Source organism: Pantoea sp. Seng (assembly GCF_009829935.1).
In the GTDB taxonomy this organism is placed as follows: Bacteria; Pseudomonadota; Gammaproteobacteria; order Enterobacterales; family Enterobacteriaceae; genus Pantoea; species Pantoea communis.
In genome coordinates, this window is sequence record NZ_SZZV01000010.1 from 145,935 (window position 1) to 163,951 (window position 18,017).

An 18,017-nucleotide genomic window follows, 5' to 3' on the forward strand; every position below is an offset into this window, starting at 1 on the left:
GTTTAAGTCCGGTTTTCTTTTAGCGCTTGCTGGCTAGATCATCGGGCATGCTTTTTTGCATGCTATGCCAGATCTCTCCACTGCGACGACCATACTCACGTACCGTATCGACAATCTGGTCCTGCGTGGGATTCGCACTGCACAAATCCGCCAGTTGACGATAGAAGCTACGAGCCTGCTGACGCGCCTCGGGATTAGAGAAGTAGTGGCGCCCCACGCGGGTGTACAGCCCTTTCAAACCGTTCAGGATCAAACCATAAATCGGGTTACCGGAGGCAAAAGCCAAACCACGGAACACGCGATAATCCAGTTCGGTGTAGGCTTCTGCTTTATCCTCTTCGCTCAGTGCAGTTTCCAGCACCTCGCGCGCTTTGTCCGGGTGATGGCGCAGTGCGCGGCTGATAAAAATCGACGCGATATTGGTACGCACCGACAGCAGATTATCAATCAACTGCGGTACGCTATCGTGATCGAGGCGGGCAAGCGTTTCGAGAATGTTTAGACCGGAGGTTTCCCAGAAATCATTCACGCGCGTGGGTTTACCATGTTGAATGGTTAACCATCCATCGCGTGCCAGACGCTGTAAAACTTCACGCAGCGTGGTGCGCGTGACACCAATCAGTTCAGAAAGCTCACGTTCAGCAGGCAGAATAGACCCCGGCGGAAAGCGACTGTTCCAGATGCTTTCAATAATATACTCTTCAGCAAATCCTGCGGGGCTTTGCGCCTTAATCACCATAGCATTTATTTCTCATTGCTTTCTTTGTCGTAATGGCACTCATCATACCAGAGCGGCTATAGCGGAAATAGACTGACAACCGATTAAAAGCGCGCGCTGGCGCAAAATTCAGCGGTGTTTTTAACCGGTCAGACGGCAACGCACTCGTTTGCGTGGTATGGACCTTCTGCCACCTCCGCTTGATCAGTAAATGCGCTTTATATGGCCTGGATCAGGCTTAAGTCATTTTTGTACATGATTTTTTCCCCTTACCTGGCTGGCACGGTTACGCTTTTGGTTTACACTGCGAAGCATTAATGGTTACAGGATAAGCAATATGTTACGATATTTGAATCAATGCTCACGAGGACGCGGGGCATGGTTATTACTGGCTCTGACAGCACTGGCTTTTGAACTGACTGCACTCTTCTTTCAACACGTCATGGGACTGAAACCCTGCGTGATGTGTATCTACGAACGTTGTGCGCTGTTTGGCGTCATGGGCGCAGGTATCGTTGGCGCGTTCGCCCCGAAATCCCTGCCACTGCGCTGGGCCGCCATCCTGATTTGGCTTTACAGCGCTTATAAGGGATTAATGCTTTCGATTGAACATACGAATATTCAGCTGCACCCGAATCCGTTTGTTACTTGTGACTTTGCCGCACGCTTCCCGACCTGGCTGCCGTTGGATAAATGGCTGCCATCAGTATTTGTCGCCAGCGGTGATTGTGCCGAACGCAGCTGGACATTCCTGACCTGGAGCATGCCACAATGGATGATCGTCATCTTTGCCGCCTATCTGCTGGTTGGAGCACTGGTGCTGATTGCCCAGCCGTTTAAGCCAAAACGCCGCGATCTGTTTAGCCGCTAATCAAAACGAAACAGGCAGCTCTCGCTGCCTGTTATCACGTCAACCGTTACGATCGGGCCGATCGATAATGTGATCTTCCCAGTCGCGCACTTCGCTTTCCCGTACCGCGATATAACGCACCGAGATACGCTGCGCATGCATCGCTTTTTTCGAACCAGCCACCAATGGATGCCAGGCAGGTAAAGTCCCGCCTTCGCCTAACAGACGATAGGCGCAGGTGCGCGGCAACCAGTTAAAGGTGGTGAGGTTTTCACGCGTCAGCTTGATACAGTCCTCTTCAAATTCAAACCGGCGCTCGTAGTTACGGCACTGGCAGGTTTTGATGTTCAGCTGATTGCAAGCCACATTGGTGAAGTAGATTTCGTCGGTGTCCGCATCCTGCAACTTATTCAGGCAGCACTGGCCGCAGCCGTCGCACAGTGATTCCCACTCTGCATCGTCCATTTGGTCAAGGCGTTTTGTCTGCCAGAAAGGTTGTTCAGTCATGATCGCGGTCCGGGTTGTGCAATAAGACCGCACCTTATAAAGGGTTAGGTGCGGTGATGCAAGTTTTACAGTACGCGGGTGGTAATTCCGTGACCGGCCAGCGAGATTTCGAGTTTATCGCCAGATCGCATTGGCCCGACACCTTCCGGGGTGCCCGTCAGGATCACGTCACCGGCGCGCAGCGTAAAGTACTGGCTCATGTAAGCAATCAGCGGCAGGATTTTGTGAATCATATCCGCCGTGCTGCCATGCTGGCGCACTTCGCCATTCACCACTAGCTTCAGTTCAGTATCCTGCGGGTCGCCGCTGAATTCAGAAACTGGAATGAAACCTGACAGCGGGCAAGAGTTATCGAACCCTTTGGATTTTTCCCACGGCTGACCGGCTTTTTTCAGCCCCGCCTGCACATCACGCAGCGTCAGGTCCAGGGCCACACCATATCCGGCAATCGCTTTCACCACATGCTCTTCCGTTGCCTGCTTCAGCGTGGAGCCTATCAGCACCGCCAGTTCCACTTCGTGATGCACTTCGCCGAAGTTGGCTGGAATTGAAAGCGGCTGACGCAGATCGCACACCGCCGTTTCCGGTTTGATAAACACCACCGGTTCTGTCGGCGTGGCACTGCCCATTTCCTTGATGTGCTTCGCATAGTTGCTGCCCACGCAAACCACTTTGCTGACGGGATAATCCAACAAAGCGCCCTGCCAGTTACGATGCTGATACATGCTGTTCCCCTGCATTAGTTGTGTTTGATGCCAGTCTGACTGGCGGATAGGTCAGGTTCAGTGCCGGAACGCGGCAAGCTGAGGAGGATTATATTAGCGGTTTTATGGCGGCAGACGTGGCGGAAATTGTCAAAAGTCGTTAATCATACGCAACAAACAGGATTACAACCTGGAATTATTGCCCGCAATAATGCTTTAAAGCGGGCGAATAATTAATGCAAATAACACTGAGGATTTTTACAGGGAATATTTACAGATGAATCCGAATTAAACTTTTTTACTCTGATCAAGATGAATGTTGAGCAGACTTTCAACCGGTGGTGGGATCTGTAAATAATAGCCTTGATCGCTCAAACCTTGCTTAACTTTATTGATATCTGCATTAGCCAGTTTGTCGCGTTTGTCCAGGGATAGCACCATTGCTAGCTGGGGTTTACCAAAGCCACGCAGCAGTTCTTCCGGAACGCGCGAAAAATCGTCTTTTTTTTCAACATAAAGATAAGTTTGTTCACGTTGCGGGCTTCTATAGATCACACAAAACATATTTTTTACTCGAATTAACCTGTGGCGTCACTTGCCTGAATATAGCAGTAACTATAACATGCTTGCAGAACTTCGAATATTGACCGTTTGATGTTAATGACGATTTTATCGACGTACATCTTAGGGTCGTAAAACAGGACTGAGTCAGGACAGATGTCGCAAACGCCAATCGAATTCAAGGGAAGCAGTTTTACCCTGTCAGTGGTTCATCTGCACCATTCGCAACCCGAGGTGATTCGTCAGGCGCTGCAGGACAAAATCGACCAGGCACCTGCGTTTTTGCAGAATGCGCCGGTGGTGCTCAATGTGTCAGCACTGAACGGTGACATCAACTGGAAGCAGATGCAGCAGGCGGTCATCGCCACCGGTTTGCGCATTGTCGGTGTCAGTGGTTGTAAAGATGAAGCCCTGAAAAAGATGATTGCCCGAGCAGGCTTGCCGGTGTTGTCAGAAGGTAAAGAGAATCGCAAGCGTGCAGAAGCGCCAGTGGTTGAAGAAGCCCCGCCAATCCTGGCGCCGGTCGCTGAAACCGCCAGCAAAACCCGCATCATCAATACGCCAGTGCGCTCAGGCCAACAAATTTACGCACGGAATGCCGACCTTATCGTCACCAACAGCGTCAGCGCCGGTGCCGAACTGGTGGCGGACGGCAATATTCATATTTACGGCATGATGCGTGGTCGTGCGCTGGCGGGTGCCAGTGGCGAACGTGACAGCCAGATTTTTTGTACCAACCTCGCAGCCGAGTTGGTCTCTATTGCCGGGGAATACTGGATCATGGATCAGATTCCGGCGGAATTTTTTGGTAAAGCCGCGCGCCTGTGCCTTAAAGAGGGCGCGCTCACCATTCAGACACTTTATTAGGCCCCTTTTCTTTCGTTAAGGAAATCAACATTTATGGCACGCATCATTGTAGTTACATCGGGTAAAGGGGGCGTTGGCAAGACCACGTCAAGCGCGGCCATCGCAACCGGTTTAGCGCAGAAGGGCAAGAAAACTGTCGTGATCGATTTTGATATCGGTCTGCGTAACCTCGACCTGATCATGGGCTGTGAACGCCGTGTGGTTTATGACTTCGTCAACGTCATCCAGGGCGATGCAACCCTGAACCAGGCACTGATTCGTGACAAGCGCACGGAGCAACTCTATATCCTGCCTGCTTCACAAACACGTGATAAAGATGCGCTGACCCGCGAAGGCGTGGAAAAAGTATTAAACGACCTGGCCGCGATGGAGTTCGACTTCATCGTATGCGATTCCCCTGCGGGGATCGAAACCGGTGCGTTGATGGCACTGTACTTTGCGGATGAAGCGATTATCACCACCAACCCGGAAGTCTCTTCCGTGCGTGACTCCGACCGCATCCTTGGCATTATCTCTTCTAAATCGCGTCGTGCTGAAAATAGCCAGGACCCGGTGAAAGAGCATCTGCTGCTGACACGTTACAATCCAGGCCGCGTGACGCGTGGCGACATGCTGAGCATGGAAGACGTGCTGGAGATTCTGCGTATACCACTGGTGGGTGTGATCCCGGAAGATCAGTCAGTACTTCGTGCTTCTAACCAGGGTGAGCCGGTCATTCTCGACGCTAACTCTGACGCCGGTAAAGCTTACGCTGATACCGTAGATCGCCTGCTTGGCGAAGAACGCCCCTTCCGCTTTATTGAAGAAGAGAAGAAGGGTTTCCTGAAACGCCTGTTCGGGGGATAACCAATGGCATTATTAGATTTCTTTTTATCCCGTAAGAAGAACACAGCCAACATAGCCAAGGAAAGGCTGCAAATTATCGTAGCCGAGCGCAGAAGGGGCGACAGTGAGCCCCATTATCTGCCGCAACTGAAGCGCGATATTTTGGAAGTGATCTGTAAGTACGTGAAAATTGACCCGGATATGGTGACCGTTCAGCTGGATCAGAAAGGGGACGATATCTCCATCCTGGAACTCAACGTCACACTGCCGGAGACGGAGACGGAAGACGTTCCTAAATGATTGTAGCGGGTTCCTGATTTTCCCCTGCGTTGTGCGCAGGGGAAAACATTCCGCTTATAGCGCCTGCAGGATCTCGTCGATTCGCTTTTGCAGCAATTCACCACGCCAGCCAGTCAGTAATTCTGGTGTACGGCATCCGCTTTTCAAGCCCCAGTATACGCTTAACACCTGATTGATTTGGCGACGTGAAGCCAATAGTTCCTGACTGAAACCCGTCTCTTCGCTTACCTGTAACACCAGCGCTTTGATTGCTTTAAATGCCTGTTTGTAATGCGGATGGTCAATCAGATTGGGCAACGGTTGTGGCAAGGTCGCTTCATCCTGTGCCTGCGCTTCCGCCACCAGCGCCACCATCGCTTTCCCGTGGAAGCGAATCTCGTGACCGTTCAGACCCAGATGATCGAGTTCCCCCAGGCTACCCGGCATAAAGCGCGCCACTTTCCAAAGATTCTCTTCACGCACCACAAAATTCACGGCCATGTCTTTCTGACGGGCGATGTTCAAACGCCATGCCGCCAGGCGTTGCAGCGCTGCCAACTGGCGCGGTCGCAACTGCCATGCGTTGGTGATGTCGCGCCATGCATCCTCTGGCTGTAAAACGTCAAGACGACGCTGGCAAAGATTATCGCATTCACTCAGCGCGGCAGCCATGTTGCCTGCGGCTTGCGTCTGCTCAACTAACTGATGGGCAATCGGCAGAAGATAAGCGACATCTGCTGCGGCATAGTCGCATTGACGCTCAGTGAGCGGGCGCGCCAGCCAGTCAGTACGGGATTCGCTCTTATCCAGTTCGATTTGGTTAAAGTGATTAACCATCGAAGCGAAGCCCCATGACAGCGGCTGCCCAGCGAAGGCCGCCAGGATTTGGGTATCGATCATCGGATCAGGCAGGCATTTAAAACGATGCAAGAAAACTTCAAGATCTTCGCCACCGGCGTGCAGGAATTTCGTCACCTGTTTGTCTTGCAGCAGTGCGATGAACGGCGTCCAGTCACTGATGTTGAGCGGATCGATCAGAACCAGTTGTTCACCATCGAACAGCTGGATCAGACCCAACTGCGGATAGTAAGTGCGCGTGCGCACGAATTCAGTATCCAGCGCAACGGCATCATGCTGGCGCGCTTGTTCGCACACGGCAGCCAGCTGGCTGTTTTGGTCGATCAGGGTGTAATTCACGTATTCATTCTCGCTGCGGCACACTTCGCGCAGCGCTCCATGTTAAAAGCAATAAAAACGCCGGACTGAGCCGGCGTTAACCTGGAGAGAAAGGCAGCTTACTGCCCTTCTCGCTTCGCCTCGTCACGCAATTCGCGGCGCAAAATTTTGCCCACGTTGGTCTTCGGCAGCTCATCTCTAAACTCGATAATCTTCGGCACTTTGTAGCCGGTGAGCTGACGGCGGCAATGATCCAGCACTTCTTCTTTCGTCAGTGACGGATCCTTTTTAACGATGCACACTTTCACCGCTTCGCCGGAAAGGTCGCTGGGAACACCGATTGCGGCGGCTTCGCGCACTTTCGGATGCTGCATCAGCACATCTTCGATTTCGTTAGGATACACGTTAAAGCCTGACACCAGAATCATGTCTTTCTTCCGATCGACGATGCGAATAAAACCTTCGCCATCAACGGTAACAACATCACCGGTGTGCAGCCAGCCATTTTTCAACACTTCTTCGGTGGCATCCGGTCGCTGCCAGTAACCGACCATCACCTGTGGACCACGAATACAGAGTTCGCCCGGTTCGCCTGGCGCCACATCGTTATCTTCATCATCGACGATACGCACATCCGTGGAGGGTACAGGAAGACCGATGCTGCCGGTGTGGCAAGTGATGTCATACGGATTGACCGATACCAGCGGTGAACATTCAGTCAAACCATAACCTTCGAGCAGATAATGCCCGGTGAGTTTTTCCCAACGCTCAGCCACGGCTTTTTGCACAGCCATGCCGCCGCCAGCAGAAAGACGCAGCGTCGAGAAATCGAGCTTATTAAAGTTTTCGTCGTTGAGCAGCGCGTTAAACAGCGTATTGACGCCGGTAATGGCGGTGAACGGGAATTTGCTTAGCTCTTTGACAAAACCGGGGATATCACGCGGATTGGTAATCAGCAGGTTGGTACCGCCGAGATCGAGAAACAGCAGGCCGTTTACCGTTAACGCAAAGATATGGTAGAGCGGGAGTGCCGTGACCACCTGCTCTTTGCCTGCACGCAGCAGTTTGCCATAGGTGGCTTTGGTCTGCTCCAGGTTTGCCTGCATGTTGCCGTGAGTTAGCATCGCGCCCTTGGCGACGCCGGTGGTGCCGCCGGTGTATTGCAGGAATGCCAGGTCACTGTTAGTCAGCGTCGGACGCTGGTAAGTCATCTGCGCACCCTGCTGCAACGCGCTGCGGAATGGCACCGCACCCGGCAGATGGTATTTCGGCACCAGCTTCTTAACATACTTCACCACGAAATTGACCAGCGTGGCTTTGACCGGGGCAAGTTGGTCACCCATGCGCGTCAGCATCACGTGCTTGATCGGTGTTTCCGCGACGACTTTTTCCAGCGTGTGGGCAAAGTTGGACACAATGACAATCGCACTGGCACCGCTGTCATTCAGCTGATGTTTCAGCTCACGCGGCGTGTAGAGCGGGTTAACGTTGACCACCACCATACCCGCACGCAGCACGCCAAACAGCGCCACCGGATACTGCAGCAAGTTTGGCATCATCAGCGCCACGCGGTCACCCTGCTTCAGGCCCAACCCTTGTTGCAGCCAGGCCGCAAAGTCGCGACTTTGCTTATCCAGCTGACGATAGGTCATCGGCTGACCCATATTAATAAACGCCGTTTGATCGGCATACTGCAATGCTGCGTGCTCGAAAAGTTCGACCAAAGAGGTATAACGGTCCGCATTAATCTCCGCAGGAACATCTGCCGGATAGCGTTTAAGCCAAACCTTATTCAAAGAATCACCCCGATATTCTTGTTGCGTAGCCATCGCCGCCTCTGCAATCAGTGTTGTTAACAATATTTTAACTGATTGTACCAGTTTGCCTGTTTCGGCATTTTCAGGTTGCGAAGCGCATCACTAAATTTCGCGCATCGGTTGCGCGCCCAATAAAAAAGCCCGGTCGCGAGCACCGCGACCGGGCCGTCAAATAATGAAGATGAATTATTCGGTCAGGATAGTTTCCACCTGCGCGGGACCGGTATTCATGTTCATCCCCCAATAAGGATTAGGCCCCCAGTAACCCGGATGACGACGCGTTGGCCCATACCAAATCCAGGGATCGATAGGCTGCGGTGGCGTCATCACCTGCTGAGTCAGGTGCCAGCGCTGATAGCCGCGCACATCCACCACCACAAAGTTGTAGCTGGCTTTACCAATCTCACCTTTTTCGGTGCCTTTGATATTACCCAGTACCGTGACGTACTGATTGTTCAGATCCACCGGATCAACAAAACCGCGAATGTCGGCGAAAATACGCCCAACCGATGCGGAACCTAAACGCGGCCGCGCACTGTCATCCAGCGGTTGGGTGGCGATCTCCAGGCGCGTCACGCCCGTCAGATTGGTGACTTTCACCACTTTACCGCCAAAACGTGACTCCTGGCCGACATACAGCTGCGGCGCATTCATCACACGTAATAAATCTTGCTGTGGAAGTTGAGAACTCCCTTTAATGGAATCTGGCACCGAAACACAGCCGCTGAGCAACAGCGCGCAGGCTAACAGAGCGCCAGACATCCCTTTACGACTTATTGGCATAGCACTTCTCCTGTTATTTCTCAGTTAGACTGGGCGCTTACGGAATAGTTGCGTGGCGCTTAACGACCCGGCAACTTTTTCCATGCCACTTCATTGCGCAGGTAAACCGGTTCGGCATTTTCCACTGCCACCGACTCATCACGCTGCCAGGCACTCAGTGCCAGCGGCAACATGTCCTCTGCTGCCGGCAGCGTCACTTCGGTGGTCACTAAGGTTGCGCCCGTCGAGCTTAACAGATGCGGATAAGCCGCCCAGCCGGTGCCGACCGTTGCCCACTCGCCGCTTAGCTGGGCAATGCGCGCCTGCACATCTTCGGGTTTCAATACGGCTTCCGAGTCCGCACCTTGCCATTCACCGTTAGCATCACGCTGATATTCGGCCCAGTAAACTTCGCCCATGCGCGCGTCGATGGCGGCCAGCACGCGGTTAGCGCCGGTTAAGCGCCATGCGCCCTGAGCCATAGTCGCGAGAGAAGAGACGCCGATCATCGGCAAGTTCGCACCCAACGCCAGCCCTTGCGCAATACCAATGCCAATGCGCACGCCAGTAAAACTGCCTGGCCCACGGCCGAACGCCAGCACGTCAAGCGCGGTCAGATCCAGCTGCTGCAACTGCAACAGCTCTTGTACCAGCGGTAAGATGCGTTGGGTGTGATCGCGCGGGGCGATTTCAAAGCGGGCATCGATCTGCTGCTGATTGAGCAGCGCGGCAGAACAGGCTTCTGTCGCCGTGTCCAGAGCTAAAATTCGGGCGGACATAACAACCTCTGAAAGTCAAAATGGCGCGCATCTTAACACAGCCTGGCACAAATTAGTGCTTCTCTGGCTGGCGGACGAAAGCGATGGCGCGCTGCAAATCGCGGGTACGCGGCGTGGGTGGCAGACTATTAAGGAACAACCCGCCGTACGGGCGCGACACCAGACGCTGATCGCAAATTACCAGCACGCCACGGTCTTCCGTGTCGCGGATTAAACGGCCAACGCCCTGCTTCAGGGTGATCACCGCATCCGGCAGTTGCACATCATTGAAGGGATCGCCGCCGCGTAAACGGCAATCTTCCATGCGCGCCTTCAGCAACGGATCTTCCGGCGAGGTAAAGGGCAACTTATCGATAATCACCAATGACAGCGCATCGCCACGCACATCAACGCCTTCCCAGAAACTGCTGGTCGCCACCAGTAAGGCGTTACCGGCTTCAAGGAACTGCTTCAGCAGCTGGCCTTTACTGGTTTCTCCTTGCAACAACACCGGCAAAGTCATCGAGGCGCGGAATTCGGCGGCCAGTTCGCGCATCATCTTGTGCGAAGTACAGAGGAAGAAGCAGCGTCCATTATTGGCATCGATCAGCGGTTTCATCATCTGTGCCAGCTTACGGGCACCGCCGGGTTGATTGGGTTCCGGCATATTGCGAGGTACACATAACAGCGCCTGCTGGGTGTAATCGAAAGGACTGTCGAGAATCATGGTGGTGGCTTTGTCGACGCCCAATCGGCTGGAGAAGTGGCTCATCTGCTCATTCACCGCCAGCGTGGCGGAGGTGAATACCCACGCTGCTTTACGGTTATCCATCACTTCACGAAAACGTTCGGCCACCGATAGCGGGGTTAACGCCAGCGTAAAGTGGCGGCTGGTGCATTCATACCAGTAGCTAAAGCCGGGTTCATCAATGGCGCGTAGACGTTTAAGGCGAGTGCGATACAGCGCGGCACGCTCGAATGCCGCGTCCAGCAACGCCGAGCGCCCCAGCGACAATTTAATCACGTCGTAGCAAAGCTCCAGCGCATCATCCAGTAGGGTCAACATGCGCATGATGTTGTTGTCGCTTAGCAGGTCACGCAGATTGCCGCGAAAACCCGGCTCGCCAAGTGTTAAGCGGAAATCCTGCGCGCACTGTGCCAGACGGTCGGCTGATTTCTGTAGCTGCTGCACGTCGCGCACCTCAGTGCGATAGGCAATAATGATATCTTTGGCGAGGTCCTGCAGTTGGCGGCTCGAAAGTTGCTGACCAAAGTATTGACTGGCGATATCGGGTAACTGATGCGCTTCATCGAAGATCATCACATCAGCCTCAGGAATCAGCTCGCCAAATCCGCCCTCTTTCACGACAAGATCGGCAAGGAACAGATGGTGGTTCACCACCACCACATCGGCATCCATGGCTTTTTTACGCGCTTTCACCACAAAGCAATCTTTGTAGAGCGGGCAATCGCTGCCAAGGCAGTTATCGTTAGTGCTGGTGACAAAGGGCCAGATCGGACTGTCTTCGGCGACGCCGGAGCAGCTGCTGACGTCACCATCCGAAGTTTGATTTGACCAGCTGCGCACGTTGATCAAATCCCCGAGCGCCTGCACGGTGAGATCGCCACCGGTTTGATTTTGCTGCTCCAGACGTTCGAGGCATAAATAATTGGAACGTCCCTTCAGCAGGGCAGTTTTACCGCTGAACTTCAGGGCACGAGCAATGGTGGGCAAATCGCGGTTATACAGCTGATCCTGTAGTGCTTTGGATCCGGTCGAGATAATGACCTTTTTTTTCGCACGCAATGCGGGTGCCAGATAGGCATAGGTTTTACCGGTACCTGTGCCGGCTTCGACCACCAGCTCACCGCCCTTCTTCACCGCTTCCATGACCGCTTGCGCCATTTCACGCTGCGCGGCACGCGGTTTGAAACCTGGAATAGCCTGCGCCAGCGCGCCATCAGCTGCAAAATCGTCTGCCACACATCCTCACCGATTGGTCAAAAACACTGTAATTATGTCAGGATTCCCCTGAGGCGACCACAACAGATGACAGCGCCCTACAGGATATGGCAGGCTAGCGCAGCGAAATTACAGGAGAACACCATGACCATTACGCGTATTGATCCCGCACCCCGCATGTCAGAAGCCGTTGTGCATAACCAGACCGTCTATTACACCAGCGTGCCAGAAAATCTGGATGACGATGCCGAAGCGCAAACCGCCAACGCGCTGGCGGTGATTGACGCGATTCTGACCCGAGTCGGATCAGACAAAAGTAAGATCCTTGATGCCACAATTTTCCTGGTCGATAAAGCTGACTTTCCGGCCATGAACCGTGCATGGGATGCGTGGGTTTCACCTGACAACGCGCCGGTGCGTTGCACCGTGCAAGCCGAGTTGATGAATCCGAAGTACAAAGTGGAAATCAAAATCATCGCCGCACTGTAACCCTTTCGGGCGTTATTCGTCTTCTTCGTCGTCTTCGAACATCGCCCGAATCGATTCACCCTGATAGCTCTGGCGGATCTCGTGTGCCACCTGCGCAATCGCCTGACCACTCGCCATGCCACCCGCCATCAATTCCTGGATACGTTCCACAGCTTGCTGCTGCTGTTCATGAGATAAAGCCGGAAGACCTGTAAACATTATTTGCTCCTGGTGCAAAAGGGGACGCATTATTCCATGAGGAACAAACAGGTGCCAGCGACAAAAAAATGTGCCAGGCTACGCGCCTGCTTGTTGGATTAATTAGCCCGATGATCGTAAAAACCCTTAACCTGAAGTATACGCCGGATGCGCTGTTGCACCGTTTTTCTGCGCTTGCTCATCGTCCCTGGGCGATGTTGCTCACCTCTGGCCATGCCGACCATGCCGATAATCGTTTTGACATTTTAACGGCGGATCCCCGTGCCACGCTTACCACGCGTGGCGAGATGACGGAAATCGACTGTGATGGCAAGGTGATCCTCTCCGCCGATGATCCAATGCACCTGGTGCAGCAACAGTGCGAAATGCTGGGCGCGACGCCACTGTTTGATGCTGATCTGCCTTTCCAGGGCGGCGCGCTGGGTTTGTTTGGTTATGATCTGGGACGCCGCTTTGAAATCTTACCGCAGCGCGCTGAGCAGGATCTGACAACGCCGGATATGGCAGTCGGCATCTACGATTGGGCTTTGATCGCGGATCATCATCAGCAAAAACTCACCCTGATTTCACTCACCGATGCCGGGCAACGCTGGCAGTGGCTGCAGGCGCAGGCGATTCCGCAGCCTAAAGCTTTTGCGCTCACCAGCGACTGGCAGTCAAACCTTAGTTATGATGAATACGCCGCGCGTTTTGCACAGGTTCAACATTACATTCAGGCCGGTGATTGCTATCAGGTGAATCTGGCGCAACGCTTTCAGGCTCGCTATCACGGCGACGAGTGGCTGGCCTTTTTACGACTCAACCGCGCCAACCGCGCGCCCTTCAGTGCATTTATCCGCTTGCCTAAGAGCGTCATTCTTAGCCTGTCACCGGAACGCTTTCTCTCATTGCAGCAGCAGGAGATTGAGACCCGACCAATTAAGGGTACTTTGCCACGCTTAGCCGATCCAGAAGCCGATCGCTTGCAGGCGGAGATACTGGCCCATGCGGGAAAAGATCGCGCCGAGAACCTGATGATTGTCGATTTGCTGCGCAATGACATTGGCCGCGTGGCAGAACCTGGTAGCGTTAGCGTCCCTGAGTTGTTTGTGGTAGAACCTTTCCCGGCGGTGCATCATCTGGTGAGCACAGTACGAGCGCGACTACCTCAACATCTCGGCGCAACCGATCTCCTGCGCGCCTGTTTCCCCGGCGGCTCCATTACCGGTGCACCAAAAATTCGCGCGATGGAGATTATTGAGGAACTGGAACCGCAGCGCCGCAATGCCTGGTGTGGCAGTATCGGGTATATCAGCCTTTGCGGTCGTATGGATACCAGCATCACTATCCGCACGTTAATCGCTGAAAATCAGCATCTTTATTGTGCGGCAGGTGGTGGCCTGGTGGCGGACAGCGATGTGGAGCTGGAATATCAGGAGACCTTCCACAAGGTCAATCGTATCTTGCCCAGCCTGAGCGGCGAGGTTTAAATGAGCCTGACGCTTGACCAGTTCCTGAACCGCTTCGTGCTGCAGCCTCCTCTGAGCGCATCCAAAAGCGTGATCAGCGGCCGGCGAGCGGCCGTGTTGGTACCGGTGATCGACGGTGCTGAACCGGGGTTACTGCTGACGCGTCGCTCATCACACCTGCGTAAGCATGCGGGCCAGGTCGCGTTCCCCGGCGGCATGCAGGATGCAACGGATGATTCGCTGATCCACACCGCACTGCGTGAGGCCGAAGAAGAAGTCGGCATTCACCCCGCCATGGTTAGCGTCGTGGGTGTGTTACCGCCCGTGACCAGCAGCACCGGTTTTGCCGTCACGCCGGTGGTCGGCATTATTCCAGCGGACCTGCCTCTCAATATTAATCCTGACGAAGTGGAAAGCACCTTCGCGATGCCGCTGGCAGAAGCCCTGCGTCTCAGTCGCTACAGTGGACTCACCTTGCGCCGTGGTCATCGTCAGCATCAGGTGTGGTTATCGTGGTATGAGGATTATTTTATCTGGGGCATGACTGCCGGGATTATTCGCGCGTTAAGTCAACAAATCGCCCTTCCCTGAGTTCCGCGCTGCATGTTACTTCCGCCATAAACTCGATCCACTTCACAACCGCAGAATGGGATAACTATTTCTGTGGCTTATAATTAGTTTATTTCATGCGAAAAGCTGCTCGCTGAGTCACGCGGACGATTACTATTAGCCGCATAAACGGCCTCAGCCGTACAGAATAAGATTTGTGAGGAGTGTCACCGGTGATTAGTGTTTTTGACATGTTCAAAGTGGGCATTGGCCCATCCAGTTCACATACCGTAGGTCCGATGAAAGCGGGCAAGCAGTTTGTTGATCTGCTGGCCGAACAGGGCAAATTGCAAGACGTGACGCGCATTGCCGTCGACGTCTATGGCTCGCTGTCGCTCACAGGTAAAGGTCACCATACCGATATCGCCATCATTATGGGGCTGGCCGGCTTTGAGCCCGCCACCGTGGATATCGATAGCATTCCCGCTTTTATTAAAGACGTCGAGCAGCGCGAGCGCCTGCTGCTGGCGAACGGTGCACGTGAAGTCGACTTCCCACGCGAAGGCGGCATGGTGTTCCGCAGTGAAAATCTGTCGTTGCATGAAAACGGCATGACGGTTTTCGCCTTTGCCGGCGATCTGCTGATCCTGACCAAGACCTACTACTCGATTGGCGGCGGATTTATCGTTGATGAAGAGCATTTCGGCCAATCCGTACTGGATGAGGTCTCGGTGCCGTATGCGTTCAACTCTGCCAAAGAGTTGTTGAGCCACTGCCATGAAAGTGGATTGTCCCTTTCCGGTTTGGTGATGAAGAATGAGCTGGCGCTGCACAGCCGTGAAGACATTTATGCCTATTTCGGCAACGTCTGGCAAACCATGCAGGCCTGTATCGATCGCGGCTTAAATACGGAAGGCGTATTGCCGGGTCCACTGCGCGTGCCGCGCCGCGCTGCCTCGTTGCGTCGTTTACTGGTTTCTTCTTCCAAGCACTCCAATGACCCGATGAACGTGATTGATTGGGTCAACATGTTTGCCTTAGCGGTGAATGAAGAAAATGCCGCCGGTGGACGTGTGGTCACCGCGCCAACCAACGGCGCCTGCGGTATCGTCCCTGCGGTGCTGGCCTATTACGATCACTTTATTGAGACCGTGACGCCGGACATCTTCATCCGTTACTTCCTGGCCTCGGGTGCCATTGGCGTGTTGTATAAAATGAATGCCTCGATTTCAGGTGCTGAGGTGGGCTGTCAGGGCGAAGTCGGTGTGGCCTGTTCGATGGCTGCCGCTGGCCTGGCGGAGTTACTCGGCGCCAGCCCGGAGCAGGTGTGTGTCGCCGCTGAAATCGGTATGGAACATAACCTGGGATTAACCTGTGATCCGGTGGCAGGTCAGGTGCAGGTGCCGTGCATCGAACGTAATGCTATCGCCTCAGTGAAAGCCATCAATGCCGCGCGCATGGCGTTACGCCGTACCAGTGAACCACGTGTTTCACTGGATAAGGTGATCGAAACCATGTACGAAACCGGTAAAGACATGAATGCCAAGTATCGTGAAACCTCACGCGGCGGTCTGGCGATCAAAGTTCAATGTGATTGACCAGATGTGTTGAAAAAATAATCAATTGGATTTTTTTCTGCATCTCACGCTACCTCCCTGTGAGTAAACCAGATACATTAATTTGCGCGCGGCCCTTAGTGGCCGCGCTGTTTTTTAGTGCCGCTTTTTTTCTCTGCGGTGCGCTAAACCTGGCCGCCTCAATGCCGATAACCTACACGTTAATTTGGCTTCAATTTTTGTTTTGCAAGGTGGTTACTGATGCTCATTCCCCAGCAATTTGTCGGTCAATTTCGCCGTAAGCGTTTGCTTATCGCGTTGGTGATCGCGGCGCTGGTTCTGATTCTCACGCTGACTTTTCGTTATATCGAAGAGAAATCGCGTATTGAGCAGCAGTCCCTGAATTTTGCCAGTCGCGCCATTGAGCGCTTTGACCGCATGTTCTCCCCGCTGGATGTCTCCGCCAACAACACGCTTGGGCTGGTTGGCGTGCCTTGCGCACAAGTTCGCTATCCGTTAATCGAAAAGATTTCTTCATTGCAGACCGTGCGCACCATCCTGCTGGTGCAGGATGACAGTATTTACTGCTCCAGTATTTACGGCCCGCGCAATATTTCGTTTAGCCAGACCTATCCAGAGTTGGCGATTAATAATCAGCGCATGATGCTGACCACCGATAATTATCTGCTGAAAGGCTCACCGGTCTTGCTGCTGTGGACACCCAAATCGCTGGATAATCGCGATGGGCTGCTGCAGGTTATCAATGTGGAATTGATGACAAATTATCTGCTGGAGCCGCAGTTACCCTGGGTCGAACGGGCTATTTTTAATGTCGGCGGACAGAGTCTGGAATATGGCAATCCGCTGATCGAAGAGACCGAGCCATCGGAAGATGAAGTGGCTTTCGATCAGGCTTCACTGCGTTACCCCTACAGCATTACCTTGTATGGCCCTTCTCCGGCACGTCTGGCGTTGCATACGCTGCCTTCCCAATTGCCGCTCGCAGTGTTGCTGAGCTTGCTGATGGGTTATATCGTTTGGTTAGCCACCGCGAACCGCATGAGCCTCAGCTGGCAAATCAGCTATGGCATTACCGCGAATGAATTTATGGTTTACTGTCAGCCGCTGATCAATGCCAAAAGTGGTGAGTGCGATGGCATGGAGTTGCTGTTGCGCTGGCACAATGCGCGTCAAGGCTGGGTTGCGCCGGATGTGTTTATCCCGCTAGCCGAGCGCCAGAACCTGATAGCACCACTGACGCGCTTTGTGTTAGCTAAAGTGGTAGATGAGTTACCTAACCTGCCGCAATGTTCTTCTTTCCATATTGCGATTAACGTTGCCGCCAGCCATTTCCGCGATCGTGCGATTGTCGAGGATCTGCAAAGTATCTGGTGGCCCGCTAACCCGCTGCCGAAGCTGGTGGTCGAGTTGACCGAGCGCGATGCGCTGCCGGTGATCGATCAATCCGTGGTGTCGCAGTTGCATGAGATCGGCGTGCGCCTGGCGATTGACGATTTCGGTACCGGACACAGTTCCCTCGCCTACCTGAAAGACCTGAAGCCAGACGTGCTGAAAATTGACAAGATTTTCACTGCGGCCATCGGTACCGACGCGATTAACGCCACGGTGACAGATATGGTGATTTCGCTGGCGCAGCGTTTGAACATTGCGTTAGTGGCTGAGGGTGTGGAAACCGCGGAGCAGGCACACTATCTGCGTGAGCGCGGCGTGGATCATTTACAGGGCTATTATTACGCCCGTCCAATGCCCATCGAAGATTTCCCTGTGTGGCTGGAGCAGCATCAGGCGCATTTGAGGGCCTGATGTTGGGTAGGGTTGTTGTGTCTGATGCTGGGTTGGATTGCTCTGTTTGATGGTGCGTTCGATTGCTGTGTTTCATGATGCGTTCGATTGCTGTGTCTGAGGGTGCGTTCCAGCCAGTAAAGGGGGATGTTCCGTAAAGACGGCGTGAATACATCCCTGTAGCCTC

Annotated in this window: 19 protein-coding genes; 9 read left to right on the forward strand and 10 right to left on the reverse strand. The window is 53.6% G+C overall.

Features of this window, described 5'->3' with window-relative positions; genetic code table 11:
* Window positions 1-19 precede the first annotated feature (19 nt).
* Window positions 20-739, reverse strand: coding sequence for a fatty acid metabolism transcriptional regulator FadR (gene fadR, locus FD737_RS12560; protein ID WP_034828755.1), 720 nt, complete (start codon window positions 737-739; stop codon window positions 20-22).
* Between the two features lie 316 nt (window positions 740-1,055).
* Here fadR and dsbB point away from each other — a divergent pair, with 316 nt between their 5' ends.
* Window positions 1,056-1,589, forward strand: coding sequence for a disulfide bond formation protein DsbB (dsbB, locus tag FD737_RS12565; RefSeq protein ID WP_034828752.1), 534 nt, complete (start codon window positions 1,056-1,058; stop codon window positions 1,587-1,589).
* Window positions 1,590-1,628: 39 nt separating this feature from the next.
* Here dsbB and FD737_RS12570 read toward each other — a convergent pair whose 3' ends face one another.
* The 3 genes from FD737_RS12570 to FD737_RS12580 all read right to left on the reverse strand — a co-directional run bounded on the left by FD737_RS12570 (window position 1,629) and on the right by FD737_RS12580 (window position 3,343).
* Window positions 1,629-2,075: a YcgN family cysteine cluster protein gene (locus FD737_RS12570; protein WP_038646609.1), complete on the reverse strand. Its 447-nt coding sequence runs from the start codon at window positions 2,073-2,075 to the stop codon at window positions 1,629-1,631.
* A 65-nt stretch (window positions 2,076-2,140) separates the two neighbouring features.
* Window positions 2,141-2,800 (reverse strand): fumarylacetoacetate hydrolase family protein, encoded by a 660-nt coding sequence (locus FD737_RS12575; RefSeq protein ID WP_034828748.1) that lies wholly within the window; start codon window positions 2,798-2,800, stop codon window positions 2,141-2,143.
* Window positions 2,801-3,067: 267 nt separating this feature from the next.
* Window positions 3,068-3,343: a YcgL domain-containing protein gene (locus FD737_RS12580; protein WP_058959843.1), complete on the reverse strand. Its 276-nt coding sequence runs from the start codon at window positions 3,341-3,343 to the stop codon at window positions 3,068-3,070.
* Between the two features lie 153 nt (window positions 3,344-3,496).
* Between FD737_RS12580 and minC the strand changes: the two genes are divergently transcribed.
* Genes minC through minE form a run of 3 tightly spaced genes read left to right on the forward strand, consistent with a single transcriptional unit; the run spans window position 3,497 to window position 5,332 of the window.
* A complete protein-coding gene (gene minC / locus FD737_RS12585; protein WP_034828744.1) occupies window positions 3,497-4,207 on the forward strand; it encodes a septum site-determining protein MinC in 711 nt (236 codons plus the stop codon).
* Between the two features lie 33 nt (window positions 4,208-4,240).
* Window positions 4,241-5,053, forward strand: a complete 813-nt coding sequence (gene minD / locus FD737_RS12590; protein ID WP_034828743.1) for a septum site-determining protein MinD — start codon at window positions 4,241-4,243, stop codon at window positions 5,051-5,053.
* A gap of 3 nt (window positions 5,054-5,056) precedes the next feature.
* A complete protein-coding gene (gene minE / locus FD737_RS12595; protein ID WP_034828741.1) occupies window positions 5,057-5,332 on the forward strand; it encodes a cell division topological specificity factor MinE in 276 nt (91 codons plus the stop codon).
* A 54-nt stretch (window positions 5,333-5,386) separates the two neighbouring features.
* Here the strand turns inward: minE and rnd are convergent, their stop codons facing one another.
* From rnd to FD737_RS12620, 5 genes are all read right to left on the reverse strand, one after another.
* Window positions 5,387-6,508 carry a ribonuclease D gene (gene rnd, locus FD737_RS12600; protein WP_038650065.1) on the reverse strand — a complete coding sequence of 374 codons (1,122 nt, stop codon included), beginning with the start codon at window positions 6,506-6,508 and terminating at the stop codon, window positions 5,387-5,389.
* 98 nt (window positions 6,509-6,606) lie between these two features.
* Window positions 6,607-8,283 (reverse strand): long-chain-fatty-acid--CoA ligase FadD, encoded by a 1,677-nt coding sequence (gene fadD / locus FD737_RS12605; RefSeq protein ID WP_160833629.1) that lies wholly within the window; start codon window positions 8,281-8,283, stop codon window positions 6,607-6,609.
* A gap of 207 nt (window positions 8,284-8,490) precedes the next feature.
* Window positions 8,491-9,087, reverse strand: a complete 597-nt coding sequence (locus tag FD737_RS12610; protein WP_034828738.1) for a Slp family lipoprotein — start codon at window positions 9,085-9,087, stop codon at window positions 8,491-8,493.
* Window positions 9,088-9,146: 59 nt separating this feature from the next.
* Entirely contained in the window at window positions 9,147-9,845 is a 699-nt protein-coding gene (tsaB, locus tag FD737_RS12615) for a tRNA (adenosine(37)-N6)-threonylcarbamoyltransferase complex dimerization subunit type 1 TsaB (RefSeq protein ID WP_160833630.1), read from the reverse strand.
* A gap of 52 nt (window positions 9,846-9,897) precedes the next feature.
* Complete coding sequence (locus FD737_RS12620; RefSeq protein ID WP_160833631.1) at window positions 9,898-11,808, reverse strand: ATP-dependent DNA helicase; 1,911 nt, start codon at window positions 11,806-11,808, stop codon at window positions 9,898-9,900.
* Window positions 11,809-11,931: 123 nt separating this feature from the next.
* Between FD737_RS12620 and FD737_RS12625 the strand changes: the two genes are divergently transcribed.
* Window positions 11,932-12,276 (forward strand): RidA family protein, encoded by a 345-nt coding sequence (locus tag FD737_RS12625; RefSeq protein ID WP_097116882.1) that lies wholly within the window; start codon window positions 11,932-11,934, stop codon window positions 12,274-12,276.
* Between the two features lie 12 nt (window positions 12,277-12,288).
* On the opposite strand, the gene FD737_RS12630 is transcribed toward FD737_RS12625, so the two are convergent.
* A complete protein-coding gene (locus FD737_RS12630; RefSeq protein ID WP_034828730.1) occupies window positions 12,289-12,474 on the reverse strand; it encodes a YoaH family protein in 186 nt (61 codons plus the stop codon).
* Between the two features lie 110 nt (window positions 12,475-12,584).
* On the opposite strand from FD737_RS12630, the gene pabB reads away from it, so the two are divergent.
* From pabB to FD737_RS12650, 4 genes are all read left to right on the forward strand, one after another.
* Complete coding sequence (pabB, locus tag FD737_RS12635) at window positions 12,585-13,943, forward strand: aminodeoxychorismate synthase component 1 (RefSeq protein ID WP_160833632.1); 1,359 nt, start codon at window positions 12,585-12,587, stop codon at window positions 13,941-13,943.
* The gene (locus FD737_RS12640; RefSeq protein ID WP_160833633.1) at window positions 13,944-14,513 is read left to right on the forward strand and encodes a CoA pyrophosphatase; all 570 of its coding nucleotides are present in this window, start codon (window positions 13,944-13,946) and stop codon (window positions 14,511-14,513) included. It begins immediately after the preceding gene.
* A 191-nt stretch (window positions 14,514-14,704) separates the two neighbouring features.
* A complete protein-coding gene (locus FD737_RS12645) occupies window positions 14,705-16,069 on the forward strand; it encodes an L-serine ammonia-lyase (protein WP_058962469.1) in 1,365 nt (454 codons plus the stop codon).
* Window positions 16,070-16,288: 219 nt separating this feature from the next.
* A complete protein-coding gene (locus FD737_RS12650) occupies window positions 16,289-17,851 on the forward strand; it encodes an EAL domain-containing protein (protein WP_160833634.1) in 1,563 nt (520 codons plus the stop codon).
* The last annotated feature ends 166 nt before the right edge of the window (window positions 17,852-18,017 follow it).

What these genes read in the sequence shown, in the direction of transcription:
- fadR (WP_034828755.1), bottom strand. Translation starts at nt 739, where the DNA reads ATGGTGATTAAGGCGCAAAGCCCCGCAGGATTTGCTGAAGAGTATATT.
- dsbB (WP_034828752.1), top strand. Translation starts at nt 1,056, where the DNA reads ATGTTACGATATTTGAATCAATGCTCACGAGGACGCGGGGCATGGTTA.
- FD737_RS12570 (WP_038646609.1), bottom strand. Translation starts at nt 2,075, where the DNA reads ATGACTGAACAACCTTTCTGGCAGACAAAACGCCTTGACCAAATGGAC.
- FD737_RS12575 (WP_034828748.1), bottom strand. Translation starts at nt 2,800, where the DNA reads ATGTATCAGCATCGTAACTGGCAGGGCGCTTTGTTGGATTATCCCGTC.
- FD737_RS12580 (WP_058959843.1), bottom strand. Translation starts at nt 3,343, where the DNA reads ATGTTTTGTGTGATCTATAGAAGCCCGCAACGTGAACAAACTTATCTT.
- minC (WP_034828744.1), top strand. Translation starts at nt 3,497, where the DNA reads ATGTCGCAAACGCCAATCGAATTCAAGGGAAGCAGTTTTACCCTGTCA.
- minD (WP_034828743.1), top strand. Translation starts at nt 4,241, where the DNA reads ATGGCACGCATCATTGTAGTTACATCGGGTAAAGGGGGCGTTGGCAAG.
- minE (WP_034828741.1), top strand. Translation starts at nt 5,057, where the DNA reads ATGGCATTATTAGATTTCTTTTTATCCCGTAAGAAGAACACAGCCAAC.
- FD737_RS12610 (WP_034828738.1), bottom strand. Translation starts at nt 9,087, where the DNA reads ATGCCAATAAGTCGTAAAGGGATGTCTGGCGCTCTGTTAGCCTGCGCG.
- tsaB (WP_160833630.1), bottom strand. Translation starts at nt 9,845, where the DNA reads ATGTCCGCCCGAATTTTAGCTCTGGACACGGCGACAGAAGCCTGTTCT.
- FD737_RS12625 (WP_097116882.1), top strand. Translation starts at nt 11,932, where the DNA reads ATGACCATTACGCGTATTGATCCCGCACCCCGCATGTCAGAAGCCGTT.
- FD737_RS12630 (WP_034828730.1), bottom strand. Translation starts at nt 12,474, where the DNA reads ATGTTTACAGGTCTTCCGGCTTTATCTCATGAACAGCAGCAGCAAGCT.
- pabB (WP_160833632.1), top strand. Translation starts at nt 12,585, where the DNA reads ATGATCGTAAAAACCCTTAACCTGAAGTATACGCCGGATGCGCTGTTG.
- FD737_RS12640 (WP_160833633.1), top strand. Translation starts at nt 13,944, where the DNA reads ATGAGCCTGACGCTTGACCAGTTCCTGAACCGCTTCGTGCTGCAGCCT.
- FD737_RS12650 (WP_160833634.1), top strand. Translation starts at nt 16,289, where the DNA reads ATGCTCATTCCCCAGCAATTTGTCGGTCAATTTCGCCGTAAGCGTTTG.